The sequence below is a fragment of the Bacillus subtilis subsp. subtilis str. 168 genome (genome assembly GCF_000009045.1).
GTDB lineage: Bacteria > Bacillota > Bacilli > Bacillales > Bacillaceae > Bacillus > Bacillus subtilis.
Map to the genome: position 1 here is coordinate 1253103 of NC_000964.3, position 24504 is coordinate 1277606.

Consider the following 24504-nt stretch of genomic DNA (forward strand, 5'->3'; position numbering starts at 1 on the left):
ATGGGCTTTGGATACGGATTCGGCGGCGGCTACGGCGGCGGCTGTTATGGCGGTTATGCTGGCGGTTACGGCGGCGGCTATGGTTCAACATTTGTTTTGTTGGTCGTATTATTCATTCTCCTCATCATCGTAGGTGCATCTTTCTTTTAAGATGTATTGAGGAAGTACGGGTTATAACCCGTACTTCCTTGCCTTGTGTTTATTTTTAAAAATGTTGGAAAAGCACATTGTATTATGTGCATTCATACAATACCGTATTACTCCGCCAAAAGGAGGCGCATTATGGATAATCAATTTTTTAAGAACATCGAAAAGAAAACAGGTGTGAAGATGCAGGATGTAATGAATCTTGCCGGATCACTCCAAAACGCTAATTTTAAAGATGAAAATACAGTGCGCAGTGTGATTAACCGCGTAGCGCAGATGGCAAACAGACGCGTGCCAAAAGAATTAGAAGATAAAATTGTGGAATCTATTACAAGCGGAAAAGAAAAGCTTGATTTTGGCACGATTTCTAAAATGATGGATAATAAATAAGTGGATGGCCTGGCTGACTCACTGCAGCGGGCCTTTTTTTACAGTAAAAACCCGGCAGTAATCTGCCGGGCTGTTAATGATGCAAGGGCTGTCTTGCTTTCTGTAGCAGGGGATACAAAAATCTTGAGCGGTTGGCTGTTTTGCCGCGCCTGTTAGCAGGGCAAGACAAATATAAATGCTGTTTCGCCCGGGTCATGGCTACATATAAAAGGCGTCTTTCCTCCTCAAGAGCGGCCTCGTCTCCTTTTCTTGCCGTTTCTAATGAGAAATCGTGCGGAATCGAGCCATCTACAGTGCCTAACACGTAGACTGTTTTGAATTCAAGGCCTTTTGACCGGTGAATGGTCATCAGCTGAACGCCATGTTCATCCGTTCTGTTTTTCTCAGCGGCCCTCATATGGTCTACGTGGGCAAGAAAGTCAGGAATCGTTTTGAACTTCTTGGCGACAACCTTGATGTCGCGCAGGTCATCAGAGCCTTTTTCCAGCTTGTTGCCCTCATTGCCCCGCTTTTTTAAATACTCGGAGAAGCCCATTTTTCCTTCTGCAAAGGTGATGGCTTCTACGGGTTTCATTGTGCGGAGGCTTGCAAAAAACGGTACGATTTTCTTGATTTTGTCCAGCTGGAATGGCTTCAGATCAGGCAATTTGGCCAGCGCTTTGATCATGGTACAGTCCTCTGTAATCGAGAGCGCCTTCAGCGTATTCAAAGCGGACTGTTTTAAAAACAAGGCGGGAAGCAAGTGTTTAATCGCCTCGGTGTCATCCTCATTTTGGCTGGCGTACAAGTAGGCGAGAATCTGGCGGACGATCCGTCTGCTGTAAAACGATTGGACGCCGCGGTCAGCTGTATACGGAATTGACGATTGATGAAGCCTTTCATATATAGCACGGCCTCCGCTGTTTGTGCGGTAAAGAACCGCAAAGTCTTCTGGACTGGCTCCATTTTGAATTTTTTCTTTGATATCGGAAACGACCATTGTGGCTTCTTCCTCTTCATCATAAGGATAAAACAGCACAGGGACCTGAATGTCATCGCGGGCCGCTTCAAGCGTTTTGGCATATCTGTTTTTGTTCTTTTTCACAACGATATCAGCACTAGAGACGATCGGGTGCGTAGACCTGTAGTTCGCAGTTAAATAGATCGTCTTCGCTCCCGGATAATCCTTTTGAAAATCAAGAATGAAAGACGGATTGCTTCCGCGAAACGCGTAGATGGACTGGTCATCGTCTCCGACACAGCACAGGTTTTGCTCCGGGCTGGCGAGCATTTGCATGATTTTGTATTGAACCGGATTAATGTCCTGAAACTCATCAATTAAGATATACGTAAACCGAGATTGATATTGTTCCAGAAGGTCAGGCCGCTCGATAAACAATTCATAGCAGGCTGAAGCCATGTCATCAAAATCAAATTGGCTGTGTTCTTTTTTCTGGCGTTCATAATGTTCATATAAACGATAAACTTGTTTTTCCCACTCATCTTTTAGAGGGATGCGTTCATTTGGGACATAAGTGTTTTTCCAAAAACCGATCTGCTGCAGGGCTTGGTCAACTGGGGATTCTTTCTCATCGATGCCTTCTTCATAGAGTGCTTTTTTGATATATTGTTCCCGCTGCCACTCCATTTTCAGCAGATGCTCACCGTTCCATTTAGCAGAATTAGAGTGATACAAGATCTTATAAAACAGACTGTGGAATGTTCCTGTCACAATTCTTCTGACTTTTGCCGGCTGTAATCCGTACTGGTTCGCCATACGCTCTTTCATTTCAGCGACAGCTTTTGTTGTAAAGGTGACAAGCAGCATATTTTCAGGCGGTATGCCTAAGTGTTCGATCATGTGGGCGGCACGGGCTGTCAGTACCCGTGTTTTTCCGCTCCCCGCACCTGCAAGCACGAGGAGCGGGCCCTCTGTTTCCGTGACAGCTTTCAGCTGATCCGTGTTTAAACCGACAGACGGAAAAAGGCTCGTATCGGGTTCTATTGTTTTTGGCACAAATGGTGTTCCTGGTTTAATGCTTCTAGGACGGTGCCATTCTGTAACAGCTGGGGACGGGTCAGCGGCGATCGCTTTTCCCTTGGGTAAACGAATGACACCAGATTCCTGATCATCTTCTTTTTTCCCCTCTTTAGAGGGCTTCGGTTCGCACGCCTCCTCACATGCCGGAAAATCGCCTGGCTGGCGATGGATAAACTCTGGCGGATCGGCGATGTTAAGCCGTAACAAAACGGGCTTTCCGCAATGAGAACAAAATAAATGTCCTTTTATTCCCTCTTCAAAGAGGAATTGATAATGTTCTCTCGAATATGTATGTAAATGTATGATTCTATCATTCAGTCGGGCGCATTTCAAAAAGGGGTCCTCCCAATCAAAAGGTGTTCATTACAGACAATGACTATCATATCAAAAGAAATGTGTTTCAAAAAGTAAGTTTAAGGGAAAAGAGACAGCAGAGGGGTGGGTATTGTATGATATATGCAGGTCAAATTCAGAACCAGCAATACGCTCAATATGCTAATAGAACGATTGGACATAAGCAGGATTATGCCGGAACCGAAAAAATCAGCTATGTCCCGTTTCAGCGGGTATACAAAGAACTGGAAAAGCAGCAGGAGAATCAAACGGCAGCTGAAAGAAAAGTAAACGAGATGAAACGTAAGCGCTCTCTTTATAAGAGATTGCGAGAAAAAGGAATGGGGACATATATTAATCGATATGTATAAAAAACCGTTCATACCAGAGAACGGTTTTTTTATATGCAGTAAAAATCCGGATCTCAAAAGATCCGGATGCGTTCAGTCCTTCATCATTTGTAAGTGCGGAATGCCGGCATCGAGGAATTCTTTTTCAGAAAGCACGCGATACCCGTGTTTCTTGTAAAACGGCACAGCCTGTGTTTGCGCGTTTAAAATGAAACCGGAAGCGCCTCCGTCTGCCGCGGCTTTTTCGAGCGCTTTCATAATGATGCCGCCGACACCGGCTGAGCGGTGGCTTTTCAGTACGCAAATCCGCTCTAACTTGCCGTAGCCGTCCTTCATGCGCCATCTTCCGGCACCGACAGGCTTTTCACCGTCATACACGACGATATGCTCTGACTCATTTTCAAGTTCGTCAATTTCTTCTTCAGCAGGCACGTTTTGTTCTTTGACAAAGACTTCTTCTCTTACATAGAATGCATCTTTCAGTTGTTCTTCATTTTTTGCGATAACTGCTTTCAAACATTATTCTCCTCTGCCTAGCAAGAAGGTTTCATATACTGTCCACGATCCGTTTTCCAACTGGTAGAGCAAGTGGAAACGGTCAACGATTTCTTCATGCGACACTTCCTGCATTTTTAATTGTCCCAGCACATCTGAATGCTCATCGTCGGAAAGATTTTGGCCGACCGTCACATGCGGAACGAAATTATATTCCTGTTCTCCTGCCAACACACCGGTGTATAGCTTTTCATTGAGTGTTTTTAACTCTTCCGTCGGTTCTGCTTTGATGTAAATGACATTATTGACAGGCGCAAATGAGCTGTATTTTGTCATTTTGAGAACGAGTGGGTGGGACTCTTTTGCGATGTTTCTTAAATGTGATACGAGCTGATCCGCTTTCTCCTCCGCGCATTCAAAGGATGCTCTCAGCGTCAAATGAGGCGGGATTAGAGAGTAGCTTGGGTCATAGCGCTTTCTGTAAGAGTTTGCAAGGTCTTGGAGCTTTTTTGATGGAAATAAAACGATTCCGTATTTCATATTATGTCCCTCCTGGAAATAAAGTATGATAGAGTGTTAAAGCATTTTTTTCAGCGCCGGGGTGATGAGCGGCTGCCAGTATGTCCATTTGTGGTCTCCGTCAAATGGCTCGAAATCATAATCGGAAAGCTTTTTCTCCAGCAGCTGTTTCAGCTCCCGGTTCGGTTCTGTAAAGTCCAGAATGTTCCCGTCTGTCGTGTGGACGTCAGTTTCTTTTGTTCCGATTTGGTGATAAATAGAGAGGTGTTTGATATCGTCTGACTGTTTTACGGCTTCTAGTACGTGTTTGTCAACATAGGGAGACTGCATGATGATGTTGCCAAACATATTCGGATAATCAAGCGCTGTCATAAGTGACACGGTTGCTCCGAGCGAATCACCGATCAGCGTTCGGCCGTAACCGATCTGATAGGTTGGATACTCATCATCTGCAAAAGGAACGAGCTCATGGGCGATGAACCGTTTATAAGCCGAAAATTTTGAACCCTCCGGATGATAAGTGTTTCTGCGCTCTTTTACATCCTTATAGGGAACACCGATAATAATGCTCCGGTCTATTTCGCGTTTCGACAGCAATTCCTCAACCTGTCTGCCGATTCTCCCCAGCCTGAAATAATCGTGGCCGTCCTGCGCGATAATGACATGGTATTTATAAAGCGGGGAGTAGTTGGACGGCAGATAAACAAGCAAGGTCATTTCCTCGTTAAGCTCTTTTGAAAAGAATTTCTTTTCTTGCACTGTGCCGTTTTTCGGTGCCATAAAAACATTCCTCCAGGACATCACTATACTTTCTTGCATTTTCAATTATTGTACCATGAATTATTAGAAATTTCTCTCTTTAAACGGTTCGGCACACGAAGAAAAAAGTGTTGAAATAAACTGTGAATTGCGCTAATATAAAACAATCAGAAAATTGAAATCGATATTTCTTATCGTGAGAGGTGGAGGGACTGGCCCTTAGAAACCTCAGCAACCGGCTTGTTTTGCATTTGCAAAGCGCCAAGGTGCTAAATCCAGCAAGCGTTTTTTATGCTTGGAAGATAAGAAGAAGCGTTAAACCCCTTCTTCTTATGAAGAAGGGGTTTTTATTTTGAAAAGGGAAGGTGTCAGCTATATGTCACAGCACGTTGAAACGAAATTAGCTCAAATTGGGAACCGTAGCGATGAAGTCACGGGAACAGTGAGTGCTCCTATCTATTTATCAACAGCATACCGCCACAGAGGGATCGGAGAATCTACCGGATTTGATTATGTCCGCACAAAAAATCCGACACGCCAGCTTGTTGAGGACGCGATCGCTAACTTAGAAAACGGCGCGAGAGGGCTTGCCTTTAGTTCGGGAATGGCTGCTATCCAAACGATTATGGCGCTGTTTAAAAGCGGAGATGAACTGATCGTTTCATCGGACCTATATGGCGGCACGTACCGTTTATTTGAAAATGAATGGAAAAAATACGGATTGACTTTTCATTATGATGATTTCAGCGATGAGGACTGTTTACGCTCTAAGATTACGCCGAATACAAAAGCGGTGTTTGTGGAAACGCCGACAAACCCCCTCATGCAGGAGGCGGACATTGAACATATTGCCCGGATTACAAAGGAGCACGGTCTTCTGCTGATCGTAGATAATACATTTTATACACCGGTCTTGCAGCGGCCGCTTGAGCTGGGAGCTGACATTGTCATTCACAGCGCAACCAAGTATTTAGGCGGGCATAACGATCTGCTTGCTGGACTTGTCGTGGTGAAGGATGAGCGGCTCGGAGAGGAAATGTTTCAGCATCAAAATGCAATCGGCGCCGTCCTGCCGCCATTTGATTCGTGGCTTCTGATGAGAGGAATGAAGACGCTGAGCCTCAGAATGCGCCAGCATCAGGCAAACGCGCAGGAGCTTGCGGCGTTTTTAGAAGAGCAGGAAGAAATTTCGGATGTGCTGTATCCCGGAAAAGGCGGCATGCTGTCCTTCCGTCTGCAAAAAGAAGAATGGGTCAATCCGTTTTTAAAAGCACTGAAGACCATTTGTTTTGCAGAAAGCCTCGGCGGGGTGGAAAGCTTTATTACATACCCTGCGACCCAGACGCACATGGATATTCCTGAAGAGATCCGCATCGCAAACGGGGTGTGCAATCGGTTGCTGCGCTTTTCTGTCGGTATTGAACATGCGGAAGATTTAAAAGAGGATCTAAAACAGGCATTATGTCAGGTCAAAGAGGGAGCTGTTTCATTTGAGTAAACACAATTGGACGCTGGAAACCCAGCTCGTGCACAATCCATTTAAAACAGACGGCGGAACCGGGGCAGTCAGTGTACCGATTCAGCACGCCTCGACTTTTCACCAATCTTCATTTGAAGAGTTCGGGGCATATGATTACAGCCGCTCTGGCACGCCGACAAGAACAGCTCTCGAAGAAACAATTGCCGCACTGGAAGGCGGAACAAGAGGATTTGCTTTCAGTTCAGGCATGGCTGCCATCTCAACAGCATTTTTACTGCTGTCACAGGGTGATCACGTTCTTGTGACAGAAGATGTATACGGCGGAACCTTCCGTATGGTGACAGAGGTGCTGACCCGGTTTGGCATTGAGCATACGTTTGTCGACATGACGGATCGTAATGAAGTGGCGCGGAGCATCAAGCCGAACACAAAGGTCATTTATATGGAGACGCCATCAAATCCGACACTTGGGATTACGGATATTAAAGCAGTTGTTCAGCTTGCAAAAGAAAACGGCTGCCTGACCTTTCTGGACAATACATTCATGACGCCGGCACTGCAGCGTCCGCTTGATCTCGGCGTGGATATTGTACTTCACAGCGCGACAAAATTCTTAAGCGGACACAGCGATGTGCTCTCAGGTTTGGCTGCTGTCAAAGATGAAGAGCTTGGGAAGCAGCTGTATAAGCTACAAAACGCGTTCGGCGCCGTCCTTGGCGTGCAAGATTGCTGGCTTGTCCTGCGCGGATTAAAAACATTGCAGGTCCGTTTAGAGAAAGCGAGTCAAACAGCTCAGCGGCTTGCGGAATTTTTCCAGAAGCACCCGGCGGTCAAGCGCGTGTATTATCCGGGACTGGCTGATCATCCCGGCGCTGAAACCCATAAAAGCCAGTCAACGGGAGCGGGCGCCGTGCTATCTTTTGAGCTTGAAAGCAAAGAGGCCGTTAAGAAGTTAGTCGAGAATGTGTCACTCCCAGTCTTCGCTGTCAGCCTTGGCGCCGTGGAATCGATTTTGTCCTATCCGGCAACGATGTCTCATGCGGCAATGCCTAAGGAAGAGCGTGAAAAACGCGGTATCACTGATGGCCTGCTCCGTCTGAGTGTCGGCGTCGAACATGCAGACGATTTAGAACACGATTTCGAACAAGCGCTGAAAGAAATTGCTCCAGTTTCGGTTCGTTAAAAAAGAAGCCGGGGATAGTCCGGCTTCTTTTATTATTGTTCGTCATCAGGATTCAGAATCGCGAGGACTTGATGATCCTCCCAAACGCCATTAATTTTTACATTTTTTCGGGCGATGCCTTCTTTATGAAATCCCGCTTTTTCTAAAACACGCATGGACCCGAGATTACGGGGCATCACACCGGCTTCAATCCGATGCAGTTTCAATTCGTGGAACGCATAATCAACAACCAATCTGACTGCCTCTGTCATAATGCCCTTTCCATTATGGGCTTTGTCTAAAAAATACCCGATGAACGCAGTTTGCAGCGCGCCACGGATGATTTGAAAGAGCGAAACCGTCCCGATTAATCTATCGTCTGACGCTGTAAAGATGCCAAAATGATATTCTTCATCTTTCTCAAGTCTTTCCTGATACTCGGTTATTCGTTTTCTTTGCCCCTCAACCGTATAGTAATCGTCTGCGCGTATCATAGAAAACTGTTCGAAAAAATCTCGATTTTCGCTTTGCAGCCCCAGATTTTCTTCGGCATCCGTTACTTCTAAAGGTCTAACATAAATGGTTTTTCCTTTTAACATATAGTGATCTCTCCGTTCTCATGTCAGCATTCCTCTTACATTATTCTCAGGGAAATGCAAATATCCTTTTTATAAGAAGGAAGAAAACCAATTTCCCATAAAAGTGCCAACATAGTTGCCGATTAAGTAGCCGAGCGTACCGACAAGCATGATCGGGGCGACAAGCTCCCGCCATCCCTTGGCAATTGCCATCGCAGCCGCAGTCGTCGGTCCCCCGACAGTAGCGTTGACGGCGAGCAGAATTTCTTCAAGCCGCACACGGAACAATTTTCCGGCAGCTAAGGAAACCGCTAAATTGCTAATCGCAATGATAAACACGAATAATAGAATAAGAGGCGCATTCGTGACGATTAAGCGGAGATCTGCAGGAATGCCGATCACCACAAAAAACAAATAAATCAAAAAGGTTCCAAGCTCCTGAGATCCATTGAGCCTTTCAAAAAAACGCGGGAAAAGAAAAATGATAAGAACAGTTAAAGACGTAAGAACCAGGTACTGATCGCCAAGCGTACCGGTCAGCAGGGGATGAGAAAAAATGCTTTTAAAATAACCGGAAACCTTCATACTAACCGCAACAAGCGCGAAAGCGGCACCGGCATTAAAAGCGATATCCTTTAAGGAAATATCCTTCCGTTTCCAATAGCTTTCAGCACTGTTTCCGCTGTTTCCATCGGCTTTTACCTTCTCTTCAAACGGCATGGCATAATGCCGCTGAAACCATTTGAGTGCAGGAATGCTGATTAAAATAAAAAACAAAAGCGCCATCATAAAATTATCAGCCACAACGGTAGCCGACACATATTCACCAGGCGTCTCAAATTTTGCCGCCATCGCCGCAAAGTTGACCCCGCCGCCGATATAAGAGGCGCTGATCATCCCACCGATTTTATCTAAGTAAGGAATATGCTGTTTGAGTAGAAAAAAAGCCAGGATACTGCCAAGCACTGTTCCAACGGAGCTAATCAGAAAAATAAACAGCAAACGCCTGCTTTCCTTAAAAATTTGCCTAACATTGATCTGAAACAATAAAAGTGGTATCGCCAGCGGTACCACATAAGACCACACAGTGTCATACACGGGCGACTCAACAGGAAGCACTCCTACATTTGTAAACACCATAGCACCTGCAAGGGCGATAATAGCGCCCGACACAGCAGACGCCCACTTAAAGCGCTGCTCCAGCCCGATGCTCACTGCCGCCCACACCGCAATAAACCCCCATAATACCCATACATCATCAGAAGAAATCAAAGAATGCAAAACCCCATCACCTCTATTGTTAGAAAATTAAGACATATTATAATAGCCGGGGAACGGAACAGCAAGTCCAAAAAAAGTTTTTCTAAAAAAGCAGTTGACGAATAGAAGGTAAGGTTATATAATAGAACTTGTCAGAAAGATAACAACATACCCAGCAACACATACATATCATGATTCCGTAGCTCAGCTGGGAGAGCGCTACCTTGACAGGGTAGAGGTCGCTGGTTCGAGCCCAGTCGGAATCATAGCTTAAACCCTTGCGCAGCAAGGGTTTTTTACTTTGCGTTAATAAAGCCGGTTCGTCAAATTCGTGAGTTGTTGGCGAACTGTTGGCGAAATTCATTGACCGCAGTCCAAAAACTACCTCCAAACTTACTTGATTAGTTCAATAGTAACAAACGGAAGATCGGATTTCTGTTAAATCTTCATTGAGAATAGCCAGTCCAAGACCGTCACTTCAGCCATGCATCTTTTAAATGAAATTTTGTACTGAAAACATCAATTGTATTTTTAAATTCTGCTCTAGAATCAGCCCCTTTATAATAATCTTGATAAATTGCTTGGGGTGATACTGATTCGTGATTTGTGCTATGGTTTGCAAGGCTTGTAGCAAAAGCAGGAGCAACAGTAACGAGTAAAGCAAGGGATAATGCAAAACCAGTTAAAGCTTTTTCAATTTCATTTTAAGCACTTCTTTTTTTAAAATACAACTTTATTATTAAATGGAATACAAAAACATCCAAGGTGTTTTTTTGTTAGTAAGTTGAGTTAGGGGGATTGGATGGCACTTAGAATATTGTTTCTGCTGATGGGATGTTGATTCTGGATATATTTCCAACACGATTACAGGCCGGACATGAAAGCGAACCTTGCTTTGATCGGGGCAATCATTTCATTTACGGCTGCGGTTTACTTTAAAGATATTGATGTATTGAGAGAAGAGGGAAAACAAATGAACGGAATTTCTGAGCGTTGGAACACGTTTAAATTACAAAAATCCCCTGAACCACTCTAGATCAGGGGATTGCTTTCCCAACAGCTTATTAAGTAGCGGAAGGCATGATCAACGATTTAGTATCAATTTATTAATTGCGAATACTAGAAACATACCGTTTTCCGCCTTCCTTAGAAGTAACATATTCTCGAGGAACATTAAGTCTATTGGTAGAATGATAACTTACATAAAGTTTCATATTTGCTCGGCTCGTTACGATAGCCGTATGATCCATCCAACCATCAGCATAGCGAAGACCTATTTTATTATGGTAATCATAGTGATATACATCTCCAAGCTTTACATTTGAATATGTATCAGAAACAGTCTTCATTTTTATTCCGCCAGCTTTTAAAATGTATGATCTAAAGGCTCCTGCATTAACCCAAGCATCTGTATAGGGTTTCCATTCTTTAAAGTACGGCATTCTTCCAGCTCTTAATGCTTGGGAAACAAAGTTAGTACAATCTTTGTCTTTATAATATTTATAGTTTTTATTTGGTTTTAAGGCATATTTTTCTGCATATTTCATTGCAGCGTAACCACTATATCCTTTAACAGATGTTGCAGTCACAGTTAGTTGATTAGAGTTAGCAGCATTGAAGTTCATACTTACTGGTTTATCTTCACTTTTCACTTCTTCTTTATCATCATTTTTCACTTCTTGCTTATATTTTTTTAAAAATTCATCTAATTTAACATCCGAAGAATATTCTTCATCATTTTCATATTGTAGAGTTGAAGAAGAATTATTTAATTGTGTTACATTTAGTTGCTTAGAAGAATTACTCAATGGTATTACATTTAGTTGATTAGAAGAATTTTTAACTTGAGAGAAACTTAGATTAGAAGTATTTGTTGATTGAGAACTTTGTTTATTAGAAGTTGTTTTGGGAATTTCAAGTTTAATATTATCGCCCAGAGATGTTGTTACTTTTTCAACACCAAAAACAAAGTTTCGAGTAATATAAGCTTCAACAATTAGCTTATTGTTTTTTTCAGAAGTCTTAACATCGTCTATATCGTATGTAAACTCGTGGAATTTTTGTTTGTCCACTTTACTTAACGCAGAATACAGTAAGACTCCTTCGTCGGAATCAGTCAATTTAGACTCTTTAGGATGCGCTAAAGGAGTGTTGTGTTCAAAATCATATTTTTGTTGTTCTAACATATCCTTAACTTTTTCGTAACCAATCTCGTTGGTAATTGAAACATTTTCTTTAGTCTCTTTATTAGTAGTGGCTGCAAAAACTTCATTTGTTGACACTAATGGTGACAATGATAGACATAAAACTAGTGAAGCAAGTAATTCTTTTTTCATACGAAACCTCCAATAAAATCTAAATATAAGTAATATTTATCATTTACACCAATTGAAATATGGCATAAAATACATGTAATAATATAACATAAAAATAAATACATAAAAAGGTATCGGAGGAAAAAATGAAAAAGAAAACTAAAATTATACTTTCTCTCTTGGCAGCACTTATTGTTATATTGATAGTACTTCCAGTTCTATCTCCTGTTGTCTTTACAGCTTCTTCGGAAAAAGGAGCAATCAGACACGAAATTTATAAAAGAGGATATCCCTACCAAAGCTACTTTGCAGTTCTCCAGAAAAGAGAAGGAGACAATGAATCTGGGAATCTTTATTATGTAAATTGGCTAGATTGGAAAGATGAAACAGGGCAAACTCCTCACTTATGCTATTCGAAAAAATCATCAGATGGTGAATACGAAGTAAGTTGTGGCACAGGGCCGTAAAAATAAATTTTAAAATTGAATAAGTCCAAGACGGAAAGCCTGCGGACACTGATCGTTTTACAGAGAAATTTGTGCTTCGATCGGTGTCCGTTTTTTTTCGCAACTAACCAGATGTCTATCGCGATTACTAGCTATGAAAGGAGTAATTAGACATGAAACAGTCCAAAAAGAAACCATCACAGAAGCAACATGAGCGCTTAGATCGTTTCTGGCAACAAATGATGAACACTAACATGCAAACACTCAGACGTGGCAAAGGCGGCGCTTATAAACGCAGAAAGTAAAAAGGGAGTTTGAGGATGATGAAAAACGGATTCGCTTATAAAAACGGAAAGCTTGTGAATATCTTTTGCGGCAAAGAAGAGCTCTATAACGAGTTGAAAGCCTTCTTGGTCAAAACCTTCAGTATCAACGTGAAAGAGGTATCGAGGCCCTCAATATATCGCAGAACAAAAAGCAAACAACTGGAATGACACTTACTCTATTTAACTATCAGGAGGGAAAGCACTATGACAGATCAAATGATTGCATGGGAGATTGAGGAATGGATTCGTGATTATAAATTCATGCTGCGGGAGATCAAAAGGCTCAACCGTGTATTAAACAAAGTGGATTTTATTAGCACAAAGCTCACTGCAACATACGGGGAGGAAGCGGGCATGCCAAGGGGATCAGCAGGCGTCAGTCAGGCAGAATTGCGGCAGATGGACCGAAGAGAAAGGCGGCTTCACAAATATGAATCTATTGTGCATTACCTGGACAATGCAATGGAACACATTGAAGAAGAAAAGCACCGAATCGTTTACGATTGCATGATGGAAGGCATGAGCTACACTGCTATTGCAAACCACCTTGATTGCTCCCGGGATACCATCAGAAAGATCAAAACAGCCATAATCGGCAACATCGTCAATAAAGTCAAAGAAGCCAACTTTCTGCAATATTTGAATTCGTTTAAATCGGCGGTGTAAAATGGGGGGCAGGATCGGCGCGGCGGATTATTCCTGCGTCACCACCAATTTCATACAATGAGTAAAACCTCCCAGTGGTAAGCGAGGATCAACTCAACTGGGAGGTCTTACATAGTGAATCGGTGATAAAACAGCAGCAGTATTGCGTACATGTTAATATCCCCGACAAAATATGTTTTTTTCAACAGATTCGTTCGACAAATTTTGCAAATTGTTAATCGATAACTTTTCATTCCCGATATTAAAAATGGGAGTGAATTGTAAAATGAAAAAACAGAAAAATAATAAAAAGAAGAATATTGAAAAGCGAAATATTGAAAAGCGAAATATTGAAGAGAAGAATAATGAGGACTTAGAAGAACTGGAAAATGCGATTTATACTTATCACAAAAAGGAGCTACTTGCTTTCTTTCTTGAAAAAACTCGAATTGGTCATGATAAGGAAGAATACAAAAGGTTCCAATCTCTTCTTTATAAGTTGGATATTGAATGTTTAGAATTTGCTATATCGAGATTTTCTCATATAGATATTATCCATGATCATTCAAAATATGTTCCAGCCTTTATCCCTTTATTTGCAGCATATCTCACCATGTTCTTTAATTTTTATGAAAAACATTGGGGAGCTTTATCTTTTGCTGCTGGTACAATTGCTGCTATTGTTTGGATAATTGCAGTAGAAAGAAAACATAGAAATCAAGCAATTTCTATTATGAAAATATTTGAACAAGTCAAAGAGAGAAAAGTGAAAGACAGATCTAAAGACTGAAAGGAGAAAATATGAATAAGGATAAATTAAGGTATGCAATCTTAAAAGAAATTTTTGAAGGTAATACCCCTTTGTCAGAAAACGATATTGGAGTTACTGAAGATCAATTTGATGATGCTGTGAACTTTTTAAAACGCGAAGGGTATATCATTGGGGTCCATTATTCAGATGATAGACCTCATTTATACAAATTAGGACCTGAACTGACAGAGAAAGGTGAAAACTACTTGAAAGAGAATGGAACATGGTCTAAGGCCTATAAGACCATTAAAGAGATTAAAGATTGGATTAAATAATAAGAGCATCCTGCGGGGTGCTTTTTTTGTTCCCTGTAAACTGCTTCCGGTAAGTCTCAGGATAGACAATTGGCGGTTAACGGCTTGAGCACGGTGGTGGTTTAGAGGGAATATCTTTTCCAAAACAACACGAATCAGAAGGGGGCGGCGGTGAATGTAGATGGCCGAAAAGCACATTCAGGCGTATAAGGATTACGTCAAAGGCATGAAATACAAGGACCTTGCCGAGAAATACGGGGTGTCAGTGAACACCATTAAATCGTGGAAGCAGCGGCATGGTTGGGAAAGGAAAAAGGGTGCACCCATTGAAAAAAGTGTGCACACAAAAAAAGGCGGGCAACCGGGCAACAAAAATGCATTAGGGAACAATGGCGGCGCACCACAGAAGAATCAAAATGCTGTGACTCACGGCTTTTTCTCTAAATTCTTGCCAGAAGAGACGCTTGAAATCATGGAAGAGATTCAGGAGCGTTCGCCAGCTGATATGATATGGGATCAGATACAGATTCAATATGCGGCCATTCTTCGGGCGCAAAAGATCATGTTCGTTTCTGATAAGGAAGAAATGATCAAAGAGCTGAAAAAGAAAAGGTCCCTCATATCTGAGGTCAGCGAAATTGAAGATGGGCTTGTCATTAGTTTTAGTACGTGGTTTCGCTACAGACTTTACAGTGAAACAAACACCTAACACATTTCACATTGCTTCAGATTGCCTTCAAACTTGATAATATAACTTCTAAACCTTCCTATAAAATGAAGGTTTTTTATTTGATTTCAATTTTTAAATCCTTTACATACAGCGATTGATTAACTCGAGCAATCAATGTCGCAGTTATATTTATTTTTCAAGAAAATGTTATAATGAAAAGCCATAAAATGATGGGAGGGGGAATTTCGATGCATTACATAACGGCATGTTTAAAAATCATCAGTGATAAAGACCTTAATGAGATAATGAAGGAATTCAAAAAACTTGAGGAAGAAACGAACAAAGAAGAGGGTTGTATTACATTCCATGCTTATCCGCTTGAGCCATCAGAACGTAAAATAATGCTTTGGGAGATTTGGGAAAACGAAGAAGCTGTGAAAATCCATTTCACAAAAAAACACACAATAGACGTTCAAAAACAAGAATTAACGGAAGTAGAATGGTTAATGAAAAGCAATGTGAATGATTGAAAGGCTCTTTAAAAAGAGACATTCAATGACTTAGTATCAGCCACTTGTGACTAAGTAGTAAATTGTTGTCCAACTCTTATTTTTTCTATTTAATATTTTTTGAGACGAAAATGTTTTTTTAAGCTGATTTTAAAATGTATTCAAAGTCAGCTCTGTTTGATTTAATGGATTATATTATTTGGATAGCTTGTTACCATCATAATGGAGATACTCCTTATAAATTGGAGGTTAAAATAATGAGTCATTCTCAAGAAAAAATTGCACTAATTACAGGAGCAAGCAGTCAAGGGGATATTGGTACGGCTATTTGTCGTAAGTTAGCCTCACAGGGTATACATATCTTCTTTACTCACTGGAATTCTGATACGGCCTGGATAGAAGAATTTCAACAAGAAATTTTACGTATGGGTGTCCGCTGTGAGGCAATGAAAATTGATTTATCAGATGCACATGCTGCATTCACAATACATGAAAAAATTTCAGATAAATTAGGATATCCTTCCATCCTTATTAATAATGCAGCTCATTCCGCAAGTGATAATTATGTATCGTTAGATGCTAAATCACTTGATGAGCATTATGCGGTTAATATGAGATCGAATTTTCTTCTTTGTGTTGAATTCGCCCGTCGGTTTAAAAAATCTAATTTAATATCAGGAAGAATCATCAATATGACATCAGGGCAGGATTTAGGTCCTTTGCCTGGGGAGTTAGCGTATGCAGCAACTAAAGGAGCTATTTCTGCATTTACTAGGTCGTTATCACAAGAACTTGCACCATTGGGCATCACTGTTAACGCCGTAAACCCAGGTCCAACAGATTCTACATGGATGACAGATGAAATAAGAAATTTTCTTTCACCTAAATTTCCAATGGGGCGTATTGGCACACCAGATGATGCAGCACGAATGATTGCCTTTCTTGCAAGTGATGAGGCTGAATGGATAACTGGACAAATTATTCATTCAGAAGGTGGATTTATTCGGGGCTAAGCTAATGAAACACGGTATACACCAATGTATGATGTATTCCCAAAACTAAATCTAAACTTGAAGCGAAAATAAGGTCCCTTCTCTTTTTAGAGGGGGACCTTATTTTATTCATGCATGTTTTGCATCCAGAAAATCTGGCGGATAAAGATTAATAAACCGTTACATATACTTTTCCGAATACTGCAGTACCTTTAAACAAAGTAATCGTGGCTTTCCCTTTTGATTTAGCCGTCACTAAACCATTTTGATCGACTTCAGCAACTTTTTGGTTATCAGTCCAATAACGAGTAGCTGAATTATTTTTAACAGAATAGGTTTCTCCAACTTTTAGAGGTAAATTATAGTCTTGAATCTTGATAACATGTGTAGGTGAAATAGAAATGTTCTTTACTTCAGTAGGTGTGGAGTTTATTTCATGAGCTGAAGCTACCCCGCTGACCGACAGAGCTAACGCAGAAATCGATAAAGCAGAAACAACCGTTTTTTTGAAATTCATTTTGAAACACTCCTTTAAAGTTTTTTGTCTTGCACTATAACAATTCAATAAAAGTAATTATTTTCCTTGTAAATAAATGTTAATAATATGTGAACGATCAATTGATTTGAGCTAAGAATATTGTGTGCCCTGCACAGAGTTTGTATTTATGATGGAAAATTGCTGAGAGAGAATGGCCATCCTTAAAATGTTAATAGCACACATTTGATGGGTATTAGTTTGTTGAGCGTGTGGAAATTTTGTTACCTGCACTTTATCCCCGAAGATACCAAATCACTTTTCTTCATCATGTTCTTACTTTCGTACTCATACATTAGAAAATCTTCGTTCTAAATAGGTGAAGAATTGGAGTATTTTTATGAATTTCTGCTGAATATACATTACATAGCAAACTCAAAGAGTATAAAAATCGCTTTTTTCCGGAAGCTTCGGTAAAAAACGAAACTTTTGTCTCTATGATTTTGTTTTATAATGTAAACGGTTTCTTATATAGTATACTTATACTATCAATTTGCTCAAGTAGATACTGACAGGAAGGATAGAAAAACAGATGGAATACATAAATACAAGACAAAAAGAGATTTTGTATCTGTTGTTATCTGAACCTGATGACTATTTAGTTGTGCAAGATTTCGCAGATAGGGTACAGTGTTCTGAAAAAACAATCCGGAATGATTTGAAAGTGATCGAGGATTATCTCAATGAGCATTCTCATGCACAGCTTATTCGAAAACCAGGGTTGGGCGTTTATTTACATATAGAAGAACAGGAAAGGACCTGGCTAAGCCAACAATTACATACTGAACATTTTTCTTCTAGGCAGCGGAGCGATAAGGAAAGAATGCTGCACATTGCTTATGACTTATTAATGAATCCGAAGCCTGTTTCCGCAAAAGACATTGCCGCTCGGCATTTTGTCAATCGATCTTCCATTAAAAAGGATTTATACGCAGTAGAAGAGTGGCTGAAGCGTTTTGATCTCACACTGGTTTCTAGGCAGCGGCTTGGATTAAAGGTTGAAGGGAACGAAAGAAATAAAAGAAAGGCATTGGCAAGAATATCTGATTTGATTCACAATACAGCGTTTACCAGCCAATTTATTAAAAGTAAGTTTTTACATTATGAAGTAGACTTTGTGACGAAAGAAATCAAATCACTACAAAAAAAGCATTCCCTCTATTTCACAGACGAAACGTTTGAAAGTTTGTTGCTGCATACATTGTTAATGGTCCGCCGCATCAAAATGAAGCAGCCGATTTCATTGTCCCCAAAAGAAATGGCGGCAGTAAAAAAGAAGAAAGAATATCAATGGACATTTGCTTGTTTACAGCGGCTTGAACCGGTTTTTGCAATTCGCTTCCCTGAAGAAGAAGCCGTGTACTTAACATTACATATATTGGGCGGTAAGGTTCGTTATCCATTGCAGACAGAAGAGAACCTTGAAAATGCTGTGCTTCCTAAGGTTGTAGGGCATTTAATCAATCGTGTTTCAGAGCTGAAAATGATGGATTTTCACAAGGATCAGGATTTGATCAATGGTTTGAACATTCATCTCAATACTGTGCTACAACGGCTGAGCTACGATCTTTCTGTAGCAAATCCTATGCTCAATGACATCAAAAAGATGTACCCTTATTTGTTCCACCTCATCATTGATGTTTTGGAAGACATCAATCAAACTTTTGATCTTCATATTCCTGAGGAAGAGGCAGCATATTTGACATTGCATTTTCAGGCAGCGATCGAACGGATGCAGGGCAGCAGCGAGACACATAAAAAGGCGGTTATCGTCTGCCACATGGGGATTGGGATGTCACAATTGCTGCGGACAAAAATTGAACGGAAATATCACCAAATCGCTGTAATGGCTTGTATTGCAAAGGCCGATTTAAAGGATTATATCAAAAAGCATGAGGATATTGATCTTGTCATATCCACCATTGCGCTGGAGAATATAACGGTTCCCCATATTGTTGTGTCTCCGCTTTTAGAGCCTGGCGAAGAGAAGAAATTAAGTGCGTTTATACGTCAGCTGGGCGAATCACACCGCCAAAAACAAAAAACGTTTCAGATGCTGAACAATACGACTCCTTTTTTGGTTTTTTTGCAGCAGGAGGCGGAGCATCGCTACAAGTTAATCGAACAGCTGGCGACAGCTTTGTTTGAGAAAGGCTATGTTGATAAGGACTATGCGGTTCATGCGGTGATGAGGGAAAAAATGTCGGCTACAAATATTGGGTCAGGCATTGCCATTCCTCATGCAAACGCTAAATTTATTAAACAATCAGCAATCGCGATTGCCACATTAAAGGAGCCGCTTGAATGGGGAAATGAAAAAGTTTCGCTCGTTTTTATGCTGGCTGTCAAACACGAGGATCAAACTATGACAAAGCAGCTGTTTAGCGAGCTTTCATATCTTAGCGAGCAGCCGGCCTTCGTCCAGAAGCTGACGAAAGAAACCAATGTCATGACATTTTTATCTCATTTGGATTATTAAAAGCAGGGATTATTCCTTGCTTTTTTTGTTATAGGGAAAAATGCCTTTATTACCGGAACCTATGGTAAAAAAAGCGATTTTAATGAGCTGATTTCGGTATACAGTTGAGACAAGATCTTATTATTCACACTTTAAAGGAGGTTTCCTATGAAACTGTTAGCGATTACATCTTGTCCGAATGGAATCGCCCATACGTATATGGCAGCAGAAAATCTGCAAAAAGCTGCTGACAGACTGGGCGTTAGCATCAAAGTTGAGACCCAGGGAGGGATTGGTGTTGAAAATAAGCTAACCGAAGAGGAAATTCGCGAAGCGGACGCAATCATTATTGCTGCAGACCGTTCGGTAAACAAAGACCGGTTTATAGGCAAAAAACTGCTGTCTGTGGGGGTACAGGACGGTATCCGCAAACCGGAAGAATTGATTCAAAAAGCTCTTAACGGGGATATACCGGTCTATCGTTCCGCTACAAAATCGGAATCCGGTAATCATCAGGAGAAGAAACAAAATCCAATTTACCGTCATTTAATGAACGGCGTTTCATTTATGGTTCCTTTCATTGTTGTCGGCGGATTATTGATAGCGGTTGCATTAACGCTTGGAGGGGAGAAAACACCTAAAGGCTTAGTTATTCCGGATGATTCCTTCTGGAAAACGATTGAACAGATCGGCAGTGCTTCATTTTCATTTATGATTCCGATTTTAGCCGGCTATATCGCCTATAGCATCGCTGATAAACCGGGGCTTGTGCCAGGTATGATCGGCGGTTATATTGCGGCGACTGGAAGTTTTTATGACAGCGCAAGCGGCGCCGGATTCCTCGGGGGGATTATTGCCGGGTTTTTGGCCGGATACGCGGCACTTTGGATCAAAAAATTAAAAGTTCCAAAAGCCATCCAGCCGATTATGCCGATTATTATTATTCCGGTGTTTGCATCACTGATTGTAGGTTTAGCGTTTGTGTTTTTGATCGGCGCGCCTGTAGCTCAAATTTTCGCCTCTTTAACAGTTTGGCTGGCGGGGATGAAAGGGTCGAGCTCGATCCTTCTGGCATTGATTTTAGGGGCGATGATCTCATTTGATATGGGCGGTCCCGTAAATAAGGTGGCGTTTCTGTTTGGATCGGCAATGATTGGAGAAGGAAATTATGAAATTATGGGACCAATTGCTGTCGCCATTTGTATCCCCCCGATTGGCCTTGGCATTGCGACGTTTTTAGGAAAAAGAAAATTCGAGGCATCTCAAAGAGAAATGGGGAAAGCGGCATTTACGATGGGGCTCTTCGGCATTACTGAAGGAGCGATTCCATTTGCGGCGCAGGACCCTCTGCGCGTTATTCCAAGTATTATGGCAGGCTCAATGACAGGTTCTGTGATAGCCATGATTGGCAATGTGGGAGACAGAGTGGCGCACGGCGGACCTATCGTTGCAGTGCTTGGCGCAGTTGATCATGTCTTGATGTTTTTTATTGCTGTGATTGCAGGATCTCTTGTCACTGCTCTGTTCGTCAATGTACTAAAAAAGGATATTACGGCGTCTCCTGTGCTCAGTGAAACTGCACCGACCTCCGCGCCAAGTGAAGCTGCGGCAGCAAATGAAATAAAGCAGCCAATTCAAAGCCAAAAAGCTGAGATGTCGGAATTTAAAAAACTGACAGACATTATCAGCCCGGAATTAATTGAACCAAATTTATCGGGGGAAACGAGTGATGACATCATAGATGAATTGATTCAGAAATTGTCACGAAGAGGTGCGCTGCTTTCAGAGAGCGGGTTTAAACAAGCCATTTTGAATCGTGAACAACAGGGAACAACGGCGATTGGCATGAATATCGCGATTCCGCACGGAAAGTCTGAGGCGGTCAGGGAGCCGAGTGTTGCCTTTGGGATCAAACGATCAGGCGTTGATTGGAATAGCCTGGATGGATCAGAAGCTAAATTAATCTTTATGATTGCTGTACCGAAAGAGAGCGGGGGAAACCAGCATCTCAAAATACTGCAGATGCTATCTCGAAAGCTAATGGATGACAATTATAGGGAGCGGCTGCTCTCCGTGCAAACAACAGAAGAAGCATACAAGCTGCTAGAAGAAATCGAATAAAGCGGGGGATTTTCATGACGACTGAACCGTTATTTTTCAAGCCTGTTTTCAAAGAAAGAATTTGGGGCGGGACCGCTTTAGCTGATTTTGGCTATACCATTCCGTCACAACGAACAGGGGAGTGCTGGGCTTTTGCCGCGCATCAAAATGGTCAAAGCGTTGTTCAAAACGGAATGTATAAGGGGTTCACGCTCAGCGAATTATGGGAACATCACAGACATTTATTCGGACAGCTTGAAGGGGACCGTTTCCCTCTGCTTACAAAAATATTAGATGCTGACCAGGACTTATCTGTTCAGGTGCATCCGAATGATGAATATGCCAACATACATGAAAACGGTGAGCTTGGAAAAACAGAATGCTGGTACATTATTGATTGCCAAAAAGATGCCGAGATTATTTATGGCCACAATGCAACAACAAAGGAAGAACTAACTACCATGATAGAGCGTGGAGAATGGGATGAGCTCTTGCGCCGTGTAAAGGTAAAGCCGGGGGATTTTTTCTATGTGCCAAGCGGTACTGTTCATGCGATTGGAAAAGGAATTCTTGCTTTGGAGACGCAGCAGAACTCAGACACAACCTACAGATTATATGATTATGACCGAAAAGATGCAGAAGGCAAGCTGCGCGAGCTTCATCTGAAAAAGAGCATTGAAGTGATAGAGGTCCCGTCTATTCCAGAACGGCATACAGTTCACCATGAACAAATTGAGGATTTGCTTACAACGACATTGATTGAATGCGCTTACTTTTCGGTGGGGAAATGGAACTTATCAGGATCAGCAAGCTTAAAGCAGCAAAAACCATTCCTTCTTATCAGTGTGATTGAAGGGGAGGGCCGTATGATCTCTGGTGAGTATGTCTATCCTTTCAAAAAAGGAGATCATATGTTGCTGCCTTACGGTCTTGGAGAATTTAAACTCGAAGGATATGCAGAATGTATCGTCTCCCATCTGTAACATGGCAGGGCTTGAGAAATAAATTTGCGAGTGAAGACGCCTATTCTCCAGCAATGATCTAAATAAAATAAGAGTTTAATAGTTGGAGAAGAAATGTTACACTCTTTTCTGTATATGGTAAAGAATGAAAAAACACGATTCGGTTGGTAGTCCGGATGCATGATTGAGAATGTCAGTAACCTTCCCCTCCTCGGGATGTCCATCATTCTTTAATATCTTTTATGAGGAGGGAATCGTTATGAAATTAACGATTTACTACGATGGTCAGTTTTGGGTAGGCGTTGTTGAAGTTGTGGACAATGGAAAGCTAAGAGCCTTTCGTCATCTTTTTGGCAAAGAGCCGAGGGATTCTGAAGTATTAGAGTTTGTTCATAACCAACTTTTGAATATGATGGCCCAAGCTGAGCAGGAAGGAGTGCGTTTACAAGGCAGGCGTCAAAAAAAGATCAATCCAAAAAGATTGCAGCGCCAGGTTTCAAAAGAGTTGAAAAACGCCGGAGTAACTTCTAAAGCTCAAGAGGCGATAAAGCTAGAGCTTGAAGCAAGAAAGCAAAAGAAAAAACAAATAATGAAAGAACAACGAGAACATGTAAAAGAGCAAAGGTATATGCTCAAAAAGCAAAAAGCGAAAAAGAAGCACAGAGGTAAATAATCCAAACAAAAGCAGGCGCAGTGCCTGCTTTTGTAATTAAGGACTCTACTTTGTAACATATATCCAATGTTTATACTCCGCTGATTTATGATTCAATATAAACCCTAACTTCTCCAAGGTTTTTTGTGAGCCTAGATTATCATGTTCGCATCTTGCGGTGATCCGGGATACTGTTTCTCGGCTTAATGCCCAGTTTATTAGTTTTTGGGCGGCTTCCACACAATAACCTTTGCGGCGATGACTTTTATTTGTTGCAAAACCGATTTCAATCATGCCATTTTCGTCTGGGTCACCTAAAAATCCAGTTCCCCCAACAATTTCATAATTGTCCTTCTTTACAATAATCCATGAATCAAATCCTTTTGTTCCATTGTTTTTGACTAAAATCTCGCGGAAATAAGGTATCGCTTCAAAAAAATCAGAATTTGGCCATTCACCATTTGTTTCATAGCCTAATTCTTTGATAGCCTGATGATCTTGTTTAGACGCGGCGTCAAGAAGGGGAATATCAATCGTTTGTAATCGTAATCGATTCGTTTCAAGGAGAACCATATATTTAATCCTCTTTTCTTTTTACTGGGAATAATGATAACATATAACAATTTTCTCTGGTACCTTGGCAGTAGAGAAAGATGAAAAAATTGAGGGGGATTGAAAGAGTGACAGGTGAGAGTTTGCCCAGACCAAAAACGGGTAGGAAAATGCTGATGTTAATGTGTCCCTACCCGTTTTTCTGTTCCTGAATGCAGGGTTTCTGATAACATGTTGTGCTACCTTTTCGCAATCAAATAAAGCGATATGGCTCTTTGGGTTTGCACAGGATTATGAATGATAATGACCCATTGGTTTCTTCGTCTTGGAAAGCTTGCTACCGCATACAATGGAGCAGTATCGCGCGGAGTGAACCCACCATTTATCACGTTGATATCTCTTCCTTCAAGATGACAAACTAAGTATTCACCTGGATTGATGACCTGTTGGTTCGTCCATGCGTAAGAATAAAAGCCGTCTCCAAGATCTTCGGTGGAAGATGGGGGGACAAAGCCATCTACAGTCAATGTGATTTCTCTTCTTCGCTGTCTTTCTGAAAAGTCTGGACTTCTTTGAGGGTTATGAGTATGTGAAAAGTAAGGAATTAACGCAGGGCCATAAAAGTAATGATACAAAGCAACCACTCCTTTATTTTCCATTCATACAAATTGTATGTGGGAGTTATTTGTTCATTCCTGTTTTGTTCCATGTAGACTAATAATGGGCTATAGGCGTCCAAGGAAATCAATTTGTCCTTCCGTTGATTCAATGCTAGTAACCTTGA

Annotated in this window: 28 protein-coding genes, 1 tRNA gene and 1 other RNA gene; 20 read left to right on the forward strand and 10 right to left on the reverse strand. The window is 41.4% G+C overall.

Annotated features, from left to right (window positions below):
* Both yjcZ and spoVIF read left to right on the forward strand, forming a co-directional pair.
* A complete protein-coding gene (gene yjcZ, locus BSU_11809; protein YP_003097705.1) occupies nucleotides 1-150 on the forward strand; it encodes a putative type I toxin in 150 nt (49 codons plus the stop codon).
* A gap of 132 nt (nucleotides 151-282) precedes the next feature.
* Nucleotides 283-537 carry a sporulation-specific protein needed for heat resistance gene (spoVIF, locus tag BSU_11810; protein ID NP_389063.2) on the forward strand — a complete coding sequence of 85 codons (255 nt, stop codon included), beginning with the start codon at nucleotides 283-285 and terminating at the stop codon, nucleotides 535-537.
* A gap of 73 nt (nucleotides 538-610) precedes the next feature.
* On the opposite strand, the gene yjcD is transcribed toward spoVIF, so the two are convergent.
* Nucleotides 611-2890 (reverse strand): putative ATP-dependent DNA helicase (sporulation associated), encoded by a 2280-nt coding sequence (gene yjcD, locus BSU_11820; protein ID NP_389064.3) that lies wholly within the window; start codon nucleotides 2888-2890, stop codon nucleotides 611-613.
* Nucleotides 2891-3006: 116 nt separating this feature from the next.
* On the opposite strand from yjcD, the gene yjzE reads away from it, so the two are divergent.
* Nucleotides 3007-3261 carry a hypothetical protein gene (gene yjzE, locus BSU_11839; protein ID YP_003097706.1) on the forward strand — a complete coding sequence of 85 codons (255 nt, stop codon included), beginning with the start codon at nucleotides 3007-3009 and terminating at the stop codon, nucleotides 3259-3261.
* A 72-nt stretch (nucleotides 3262-3333) separates the two neighbouring features.
* On the opposite strand, the gene yjcF is transcribed toward yjzE, so the two are convergent.
* The 3 genes from yjcF to yjcH are packed head-to-tail and all read right to left on the reverse strand — an operon-like array spanning nucleotide 3334 to nucleotide 5034.
* A complete protein-coding gene (gene yjcF, locus BSU_11840) occupies nucleotides 3334-3756 on the reverse strand; it encodes a putative acetyltransferase (RefSeq protein NP_389066.1) in 423 nt (140 codons plus the stop codon).
* A 3-nt stretch (nucleotides 3757-3759) separates the two neighbouring features.
* Nucleotides 3760-4275 (reverse strand): putative RNA ligase or phosphoesterase, encoded by a 516-nt coding sequence (yjcG, locus tag BSU_11850; RefSeq protein ID NP_389067.1) that lies wholly within the window; start codon nucleotides 4273-4275, stop codon nucleotides 3760-3762.
* 36 nt (nucleotides 4276-4311) lie between these two features.
* Nucleotides 4312-5034: a putative stress-related hydrolase gene (yjcH, locus tag BSU_11860; protein NP_389068.1), complete on the reverse strand. Its 723-nt coding sequence runs from the start codon at nucleotides 5032-5034 to the stop codon at nucleotides 4312-4314.
* Between the two features lie 167 nt (nucleotides 5035-5201).
* Between yjcH and mswA the strand changes: the two genes are divergently transcribed.
* From mswA to metC, 3 genes are all read left to right on the forward strand, one after another.
* Nucleotides 5202-5322: S-adenosylmethionine riboswitch (gene mswA, locus BSU_misc_RNA_15), an RNA gene on the forward strand.
* 67 nt (nucleotides 5323-5389) lie between these two features.
* On the forward strand, nucleotides 5390-6511 hold the full coding sequence (metI, locus tag BSU_11870) for a cystathionine gamma-synthase and O-acetylhomoserine thiolyase (protein ID NP_389069.1): 1122 nt from the start codon (nucleotides 5390-5392) through the stop codon (nucleotides 6509-6511).
* Complete coding sequence (metC, locus tag BSU_11880) at nucleotides 6504-7676, forward strand: cystathionine beta-lyase (RefSeq protein NP_389070.1); 1173 nt, start codon at nucleotides 6504-6506, stop codon at nucleotides 7674-7676. The genes metI and metC overlap by 8 nt, the downstream gene beginning before the upstream one ends.
* A gap of 32 nt (nucleotides 7677-7708) precedes the next feature.
* On the opposite strand, the gene yjcK is transcribed toward metC, so the two are convergent.
* Both yjcK and yjcL read right to left on the reverse strand, forming a co-directional pair.
* Nucleotides 7709-8254 carry a putative ribosomal-protein-alanine N-acetyltransferase gene (gene yjcK, locus BSU_11890; RefSeq protein ID NP_389071.1) on the reverse strand — a complete coding sequence of 182 codons (546 nt, stop codon included), beginning with the start codon at nucleotides 8252-8254 and terminating at the stop codon, nucleotides 7709-7711.
* Nucleotides 8255-8323: 69 nt separating this feature from the next.
* Nucleotides 8324-9514: a putative integral inner membrane protein; possibly aquaporin-related gene (gene yjcL / locus BSU_11900; RefSeq protein ID NP_389072.1), complete on the reverse strand. Its 1191-nt coding sequence runs from the start codon at nucleotides 9512-9514 to the stop codon at nucleotides 8324-8326.
* Between the two features lie 172 nt (nucleotides 9515-9686).
* Between yjcL and trnSL-Val2 the strand changes: the two genes are divergently transcribed.
* A tRNA-Val gene (gene trnSL-Val2, locus BSU_tRNA_83) sits at nucleotides 9687-9759 on the forward strand.
* Nucleotides 9760-10599: 840 nt separating this feature from the next.
* On the opposite strand, the gene yjcM is transcribed toward trnSL-Val2, so the two are convergent.
* Nucleotides 10600-11829 (reverse strand): conserved hypothetical protein; phage island, encoded by a 1230-nt coding sequence (yjcM, locus tag BSU_11910; protein NP_389073.1) that lies wholly within the window; start codon nucleotides 11827-11829, stop codon nucleotides 10600-10602.
* 125 nt (nucleotides 11830-11954) lie between these two features.
* On the opposite strand from yjcM, the gene yjcN reads away from it, so the two are divergent.
* The 9 genes from yjcN to yjdA all read left to right on the forward strand — a co-directional run bounded on the left by yjcN (nucleotide 11955) and on the right by yjdA (nucleotide 16482).
* On the forward strand, nucleotides 11955-12275 hold the full coding sequence (gene yjcN, locus BSU_11920) for a conserved hypothetical protein; phage island (protein ID NP_389074.1): 321 nt from the start codon (nucleotides 11955-11957) through the stop codon (nucleotides 12273-12275).
* Nucleotides 12276-12427: 152 nt separating this feature from the next.
* Nucleotides 12428-12559 (forward strand): hypothetical protein, encoded by a 132-nt coding sequence (gene yjzF, locus BSU_11928; RefSeq protein ID YP_003097707.1) that lies wholly within the window; start codon nucleotides 12428-12430, stop codon nucleotides 12557-12559.
* A gap of 15 nt (nucleotides 12560-12574) precedes the next feature.
* A complete protein-coding gene (yjzG, locus tag BSU_11929) occupies nucleotides 12575-12748 on the forward strand; it encodes a hypothetical protein (RefSeq protein YP_003097708.1) in 174 nt (57 codons plus the stop codon).
* A gap of 36 nt (nucleotides 12749-12784) precedes the next feature.
* Entirely contained in the window at nucleotides 12785-13246 is a 462-nt protein-coding gene (gene yjcO, locus BSU_11930; RefSeq protein ID NP_389075.1) for a putative DNA binding protein; phage island, read from the forward strand.
* Between the two features lie 265 nt (nucleotides 13247-13511).
* Nucleotides 13512-14015: a conserved hypothetical protein: phage island gene (gene yjcP, locus BSU_11940; RefSeq protein ID NP_389076.1), complete on the forward strand. Its 504-nt coding sequence runs from the start codon at nucleotides 13512-13514 to the stop codon at nucleotides 14013-14015.
* Between the two features lie 11 nt (nucleotides 14016-14026).
* The gene (yjcQ, locus tag BSU_11950) at nucleotides 14027-14311 is read left to right on the forward strand and encodes a conserved hypothetical protein; phage island (RefSeq protein ID NP_389077.1); all 285 of its coding nucleotides are present in this window, start codon (nucleotides 14027-14029) and stop codon (nucleotides 14309-14311) included.
* Between the two features lie 160 nt (nucleotides 14312-14471).
* The gene (gene yjcR / locus BSU_11960; RefSeq protein NP_389078.1) at nucleotides 14472-14999 is read left to right on the forward strand and encodes a putative phage-related nucleic acid binding terminase small subunit; phage island; all 528 of its coding nucleotides are present in this window, start codon (nucleotides 14472-14474) and stop codon (nucleotides 14997-14999) included.
* Between the two features lie 173 nt (nucleotides 15000-15172).
* Nucleotides 15173-15490, forward strand: a complete 318-nt coding sequence (gene yjcS, locus BSU_11970) for a conserved hypothetical protein; phage island (RefSeq protein NP_389079.1) — start codon at nucleotides 15173-15175, stop codon at nucleotides 15488-15490.
* Between the two features lie 236 nt (nucleotides 15491-15726).
* On the forward strand, nucleotides 15727-16482 hold the full coding sequence (gene yjdA, locus BSU_11980; protein ID NP_389080.1) for a putative acyl-carrier protein oxidoreductase; phage island: 756 nt from the start codon (nucleotides 15727-15729) through the stop codon (nucleotides 16480-16482).
* 148 nt (nucleotides 16483-16630) lie between these two features.
* On the opposite strand, the gene yjdB is transcribed toward yjdA, so the two are convergent.
* Nucleotides 16631-16978 (reverse strand): putative exported protein; phage island, encoded by a 348-nt coding sequence (gene yjdB / locus BSU_11990; protein NP_389081.1) that lies wholly within the window; start codon nucleotides 16976-16978, stop codon nucleotides 16631-16633.
* Between the two features lie 550 nt (nucleotides 16979-17528).
* Here yjdB and manR point away from each other — a divergent pair.
* The 4 genes from manR (at nucleotide 17529) to yjdF (ending at nucleotide 23189) form a co-directional block, all read left to right on the forward strand.
* Nucleotides 17529-19475 (forward strand): transcriptional DNA-binding activator, encoded by a 1947-nt coding sequence (gene manR / locus BSU_12000; RefSeq protein ID NP_389082.2) that lies wholly within the window; start codon nucleotides 17529-17531, stop codon nucleotides 19473-19475.
* 147 nt (nucleotides 19476-19622) lie between these two features.
* Nucleotides 19623-21575, forward strand: a complete 1953-nt coding sequence (manP, locus tag BSU_12010) for a phosphotransferase system (PTS) mannose-specific enzyme IIBCA component (RefSeq protein NP_389083.2) — start codon at nucleotides 19623-19625, stop codon at nucleotides 21573-21575.
* Between the two features lie 14 nt (nucleotides 21576-21589).
* Nucleotides 21590-22537, forward strand: coding sequence for a mannose-6 phosphate isomerase; cupin family (manA, locus tag BSU_12020; protein ID NP_389084.1), 948 nt, complete (start codon nucleotides 21590-21592; stop codon nucleotides 22535-22537).
* A 169-nt stretch (nucleotides 22538-22706) separates the two neighbouring features.
* Nucleotides 22707-23189: a hypothetical protein gene (yjdF, locus tag BSU_12030; RefSeq protein NP_389085.1), complete on the forward strand. Its 483-nt coding sequence runs from the start codon at nucleotides 22707-22709 to the stop codon at nucleotides 23187-23189.
* A 45-nt stretch (nucleotides 23190-23234) separates the two neighbouring features.
* Here the strand turns inward: yjdF and yjdG are convergent, their stop codons facing one another.
* On the reverse strand, nucleotides 23235-23741 hold the full coding sequence (yjdG, locus tag BSU_12040; protein ID NP_389086.1) for a putative acetyltransferase: 507 nt from the start codon (nucleotides 23739-23741) through the stop codon (nucleotides 23235-23237).
* A gap of 218 nt (nucleotides 23742-23959) precedes the next feature.
* The gene (yjdH, locus tag BSU_12050) at nucleotides 23960-24355 is read right to left on the reverse strand and encodes a putative spore coat protein (protein NP_389087.2); all 396 of its coding nucleotides are present in this window, start codon (nucleotides 24353-24355) and stop codon (nucleotides 23960-23962) included.
* Nucleotides 24356-24504: the final 149 nt, after the last annotated feature.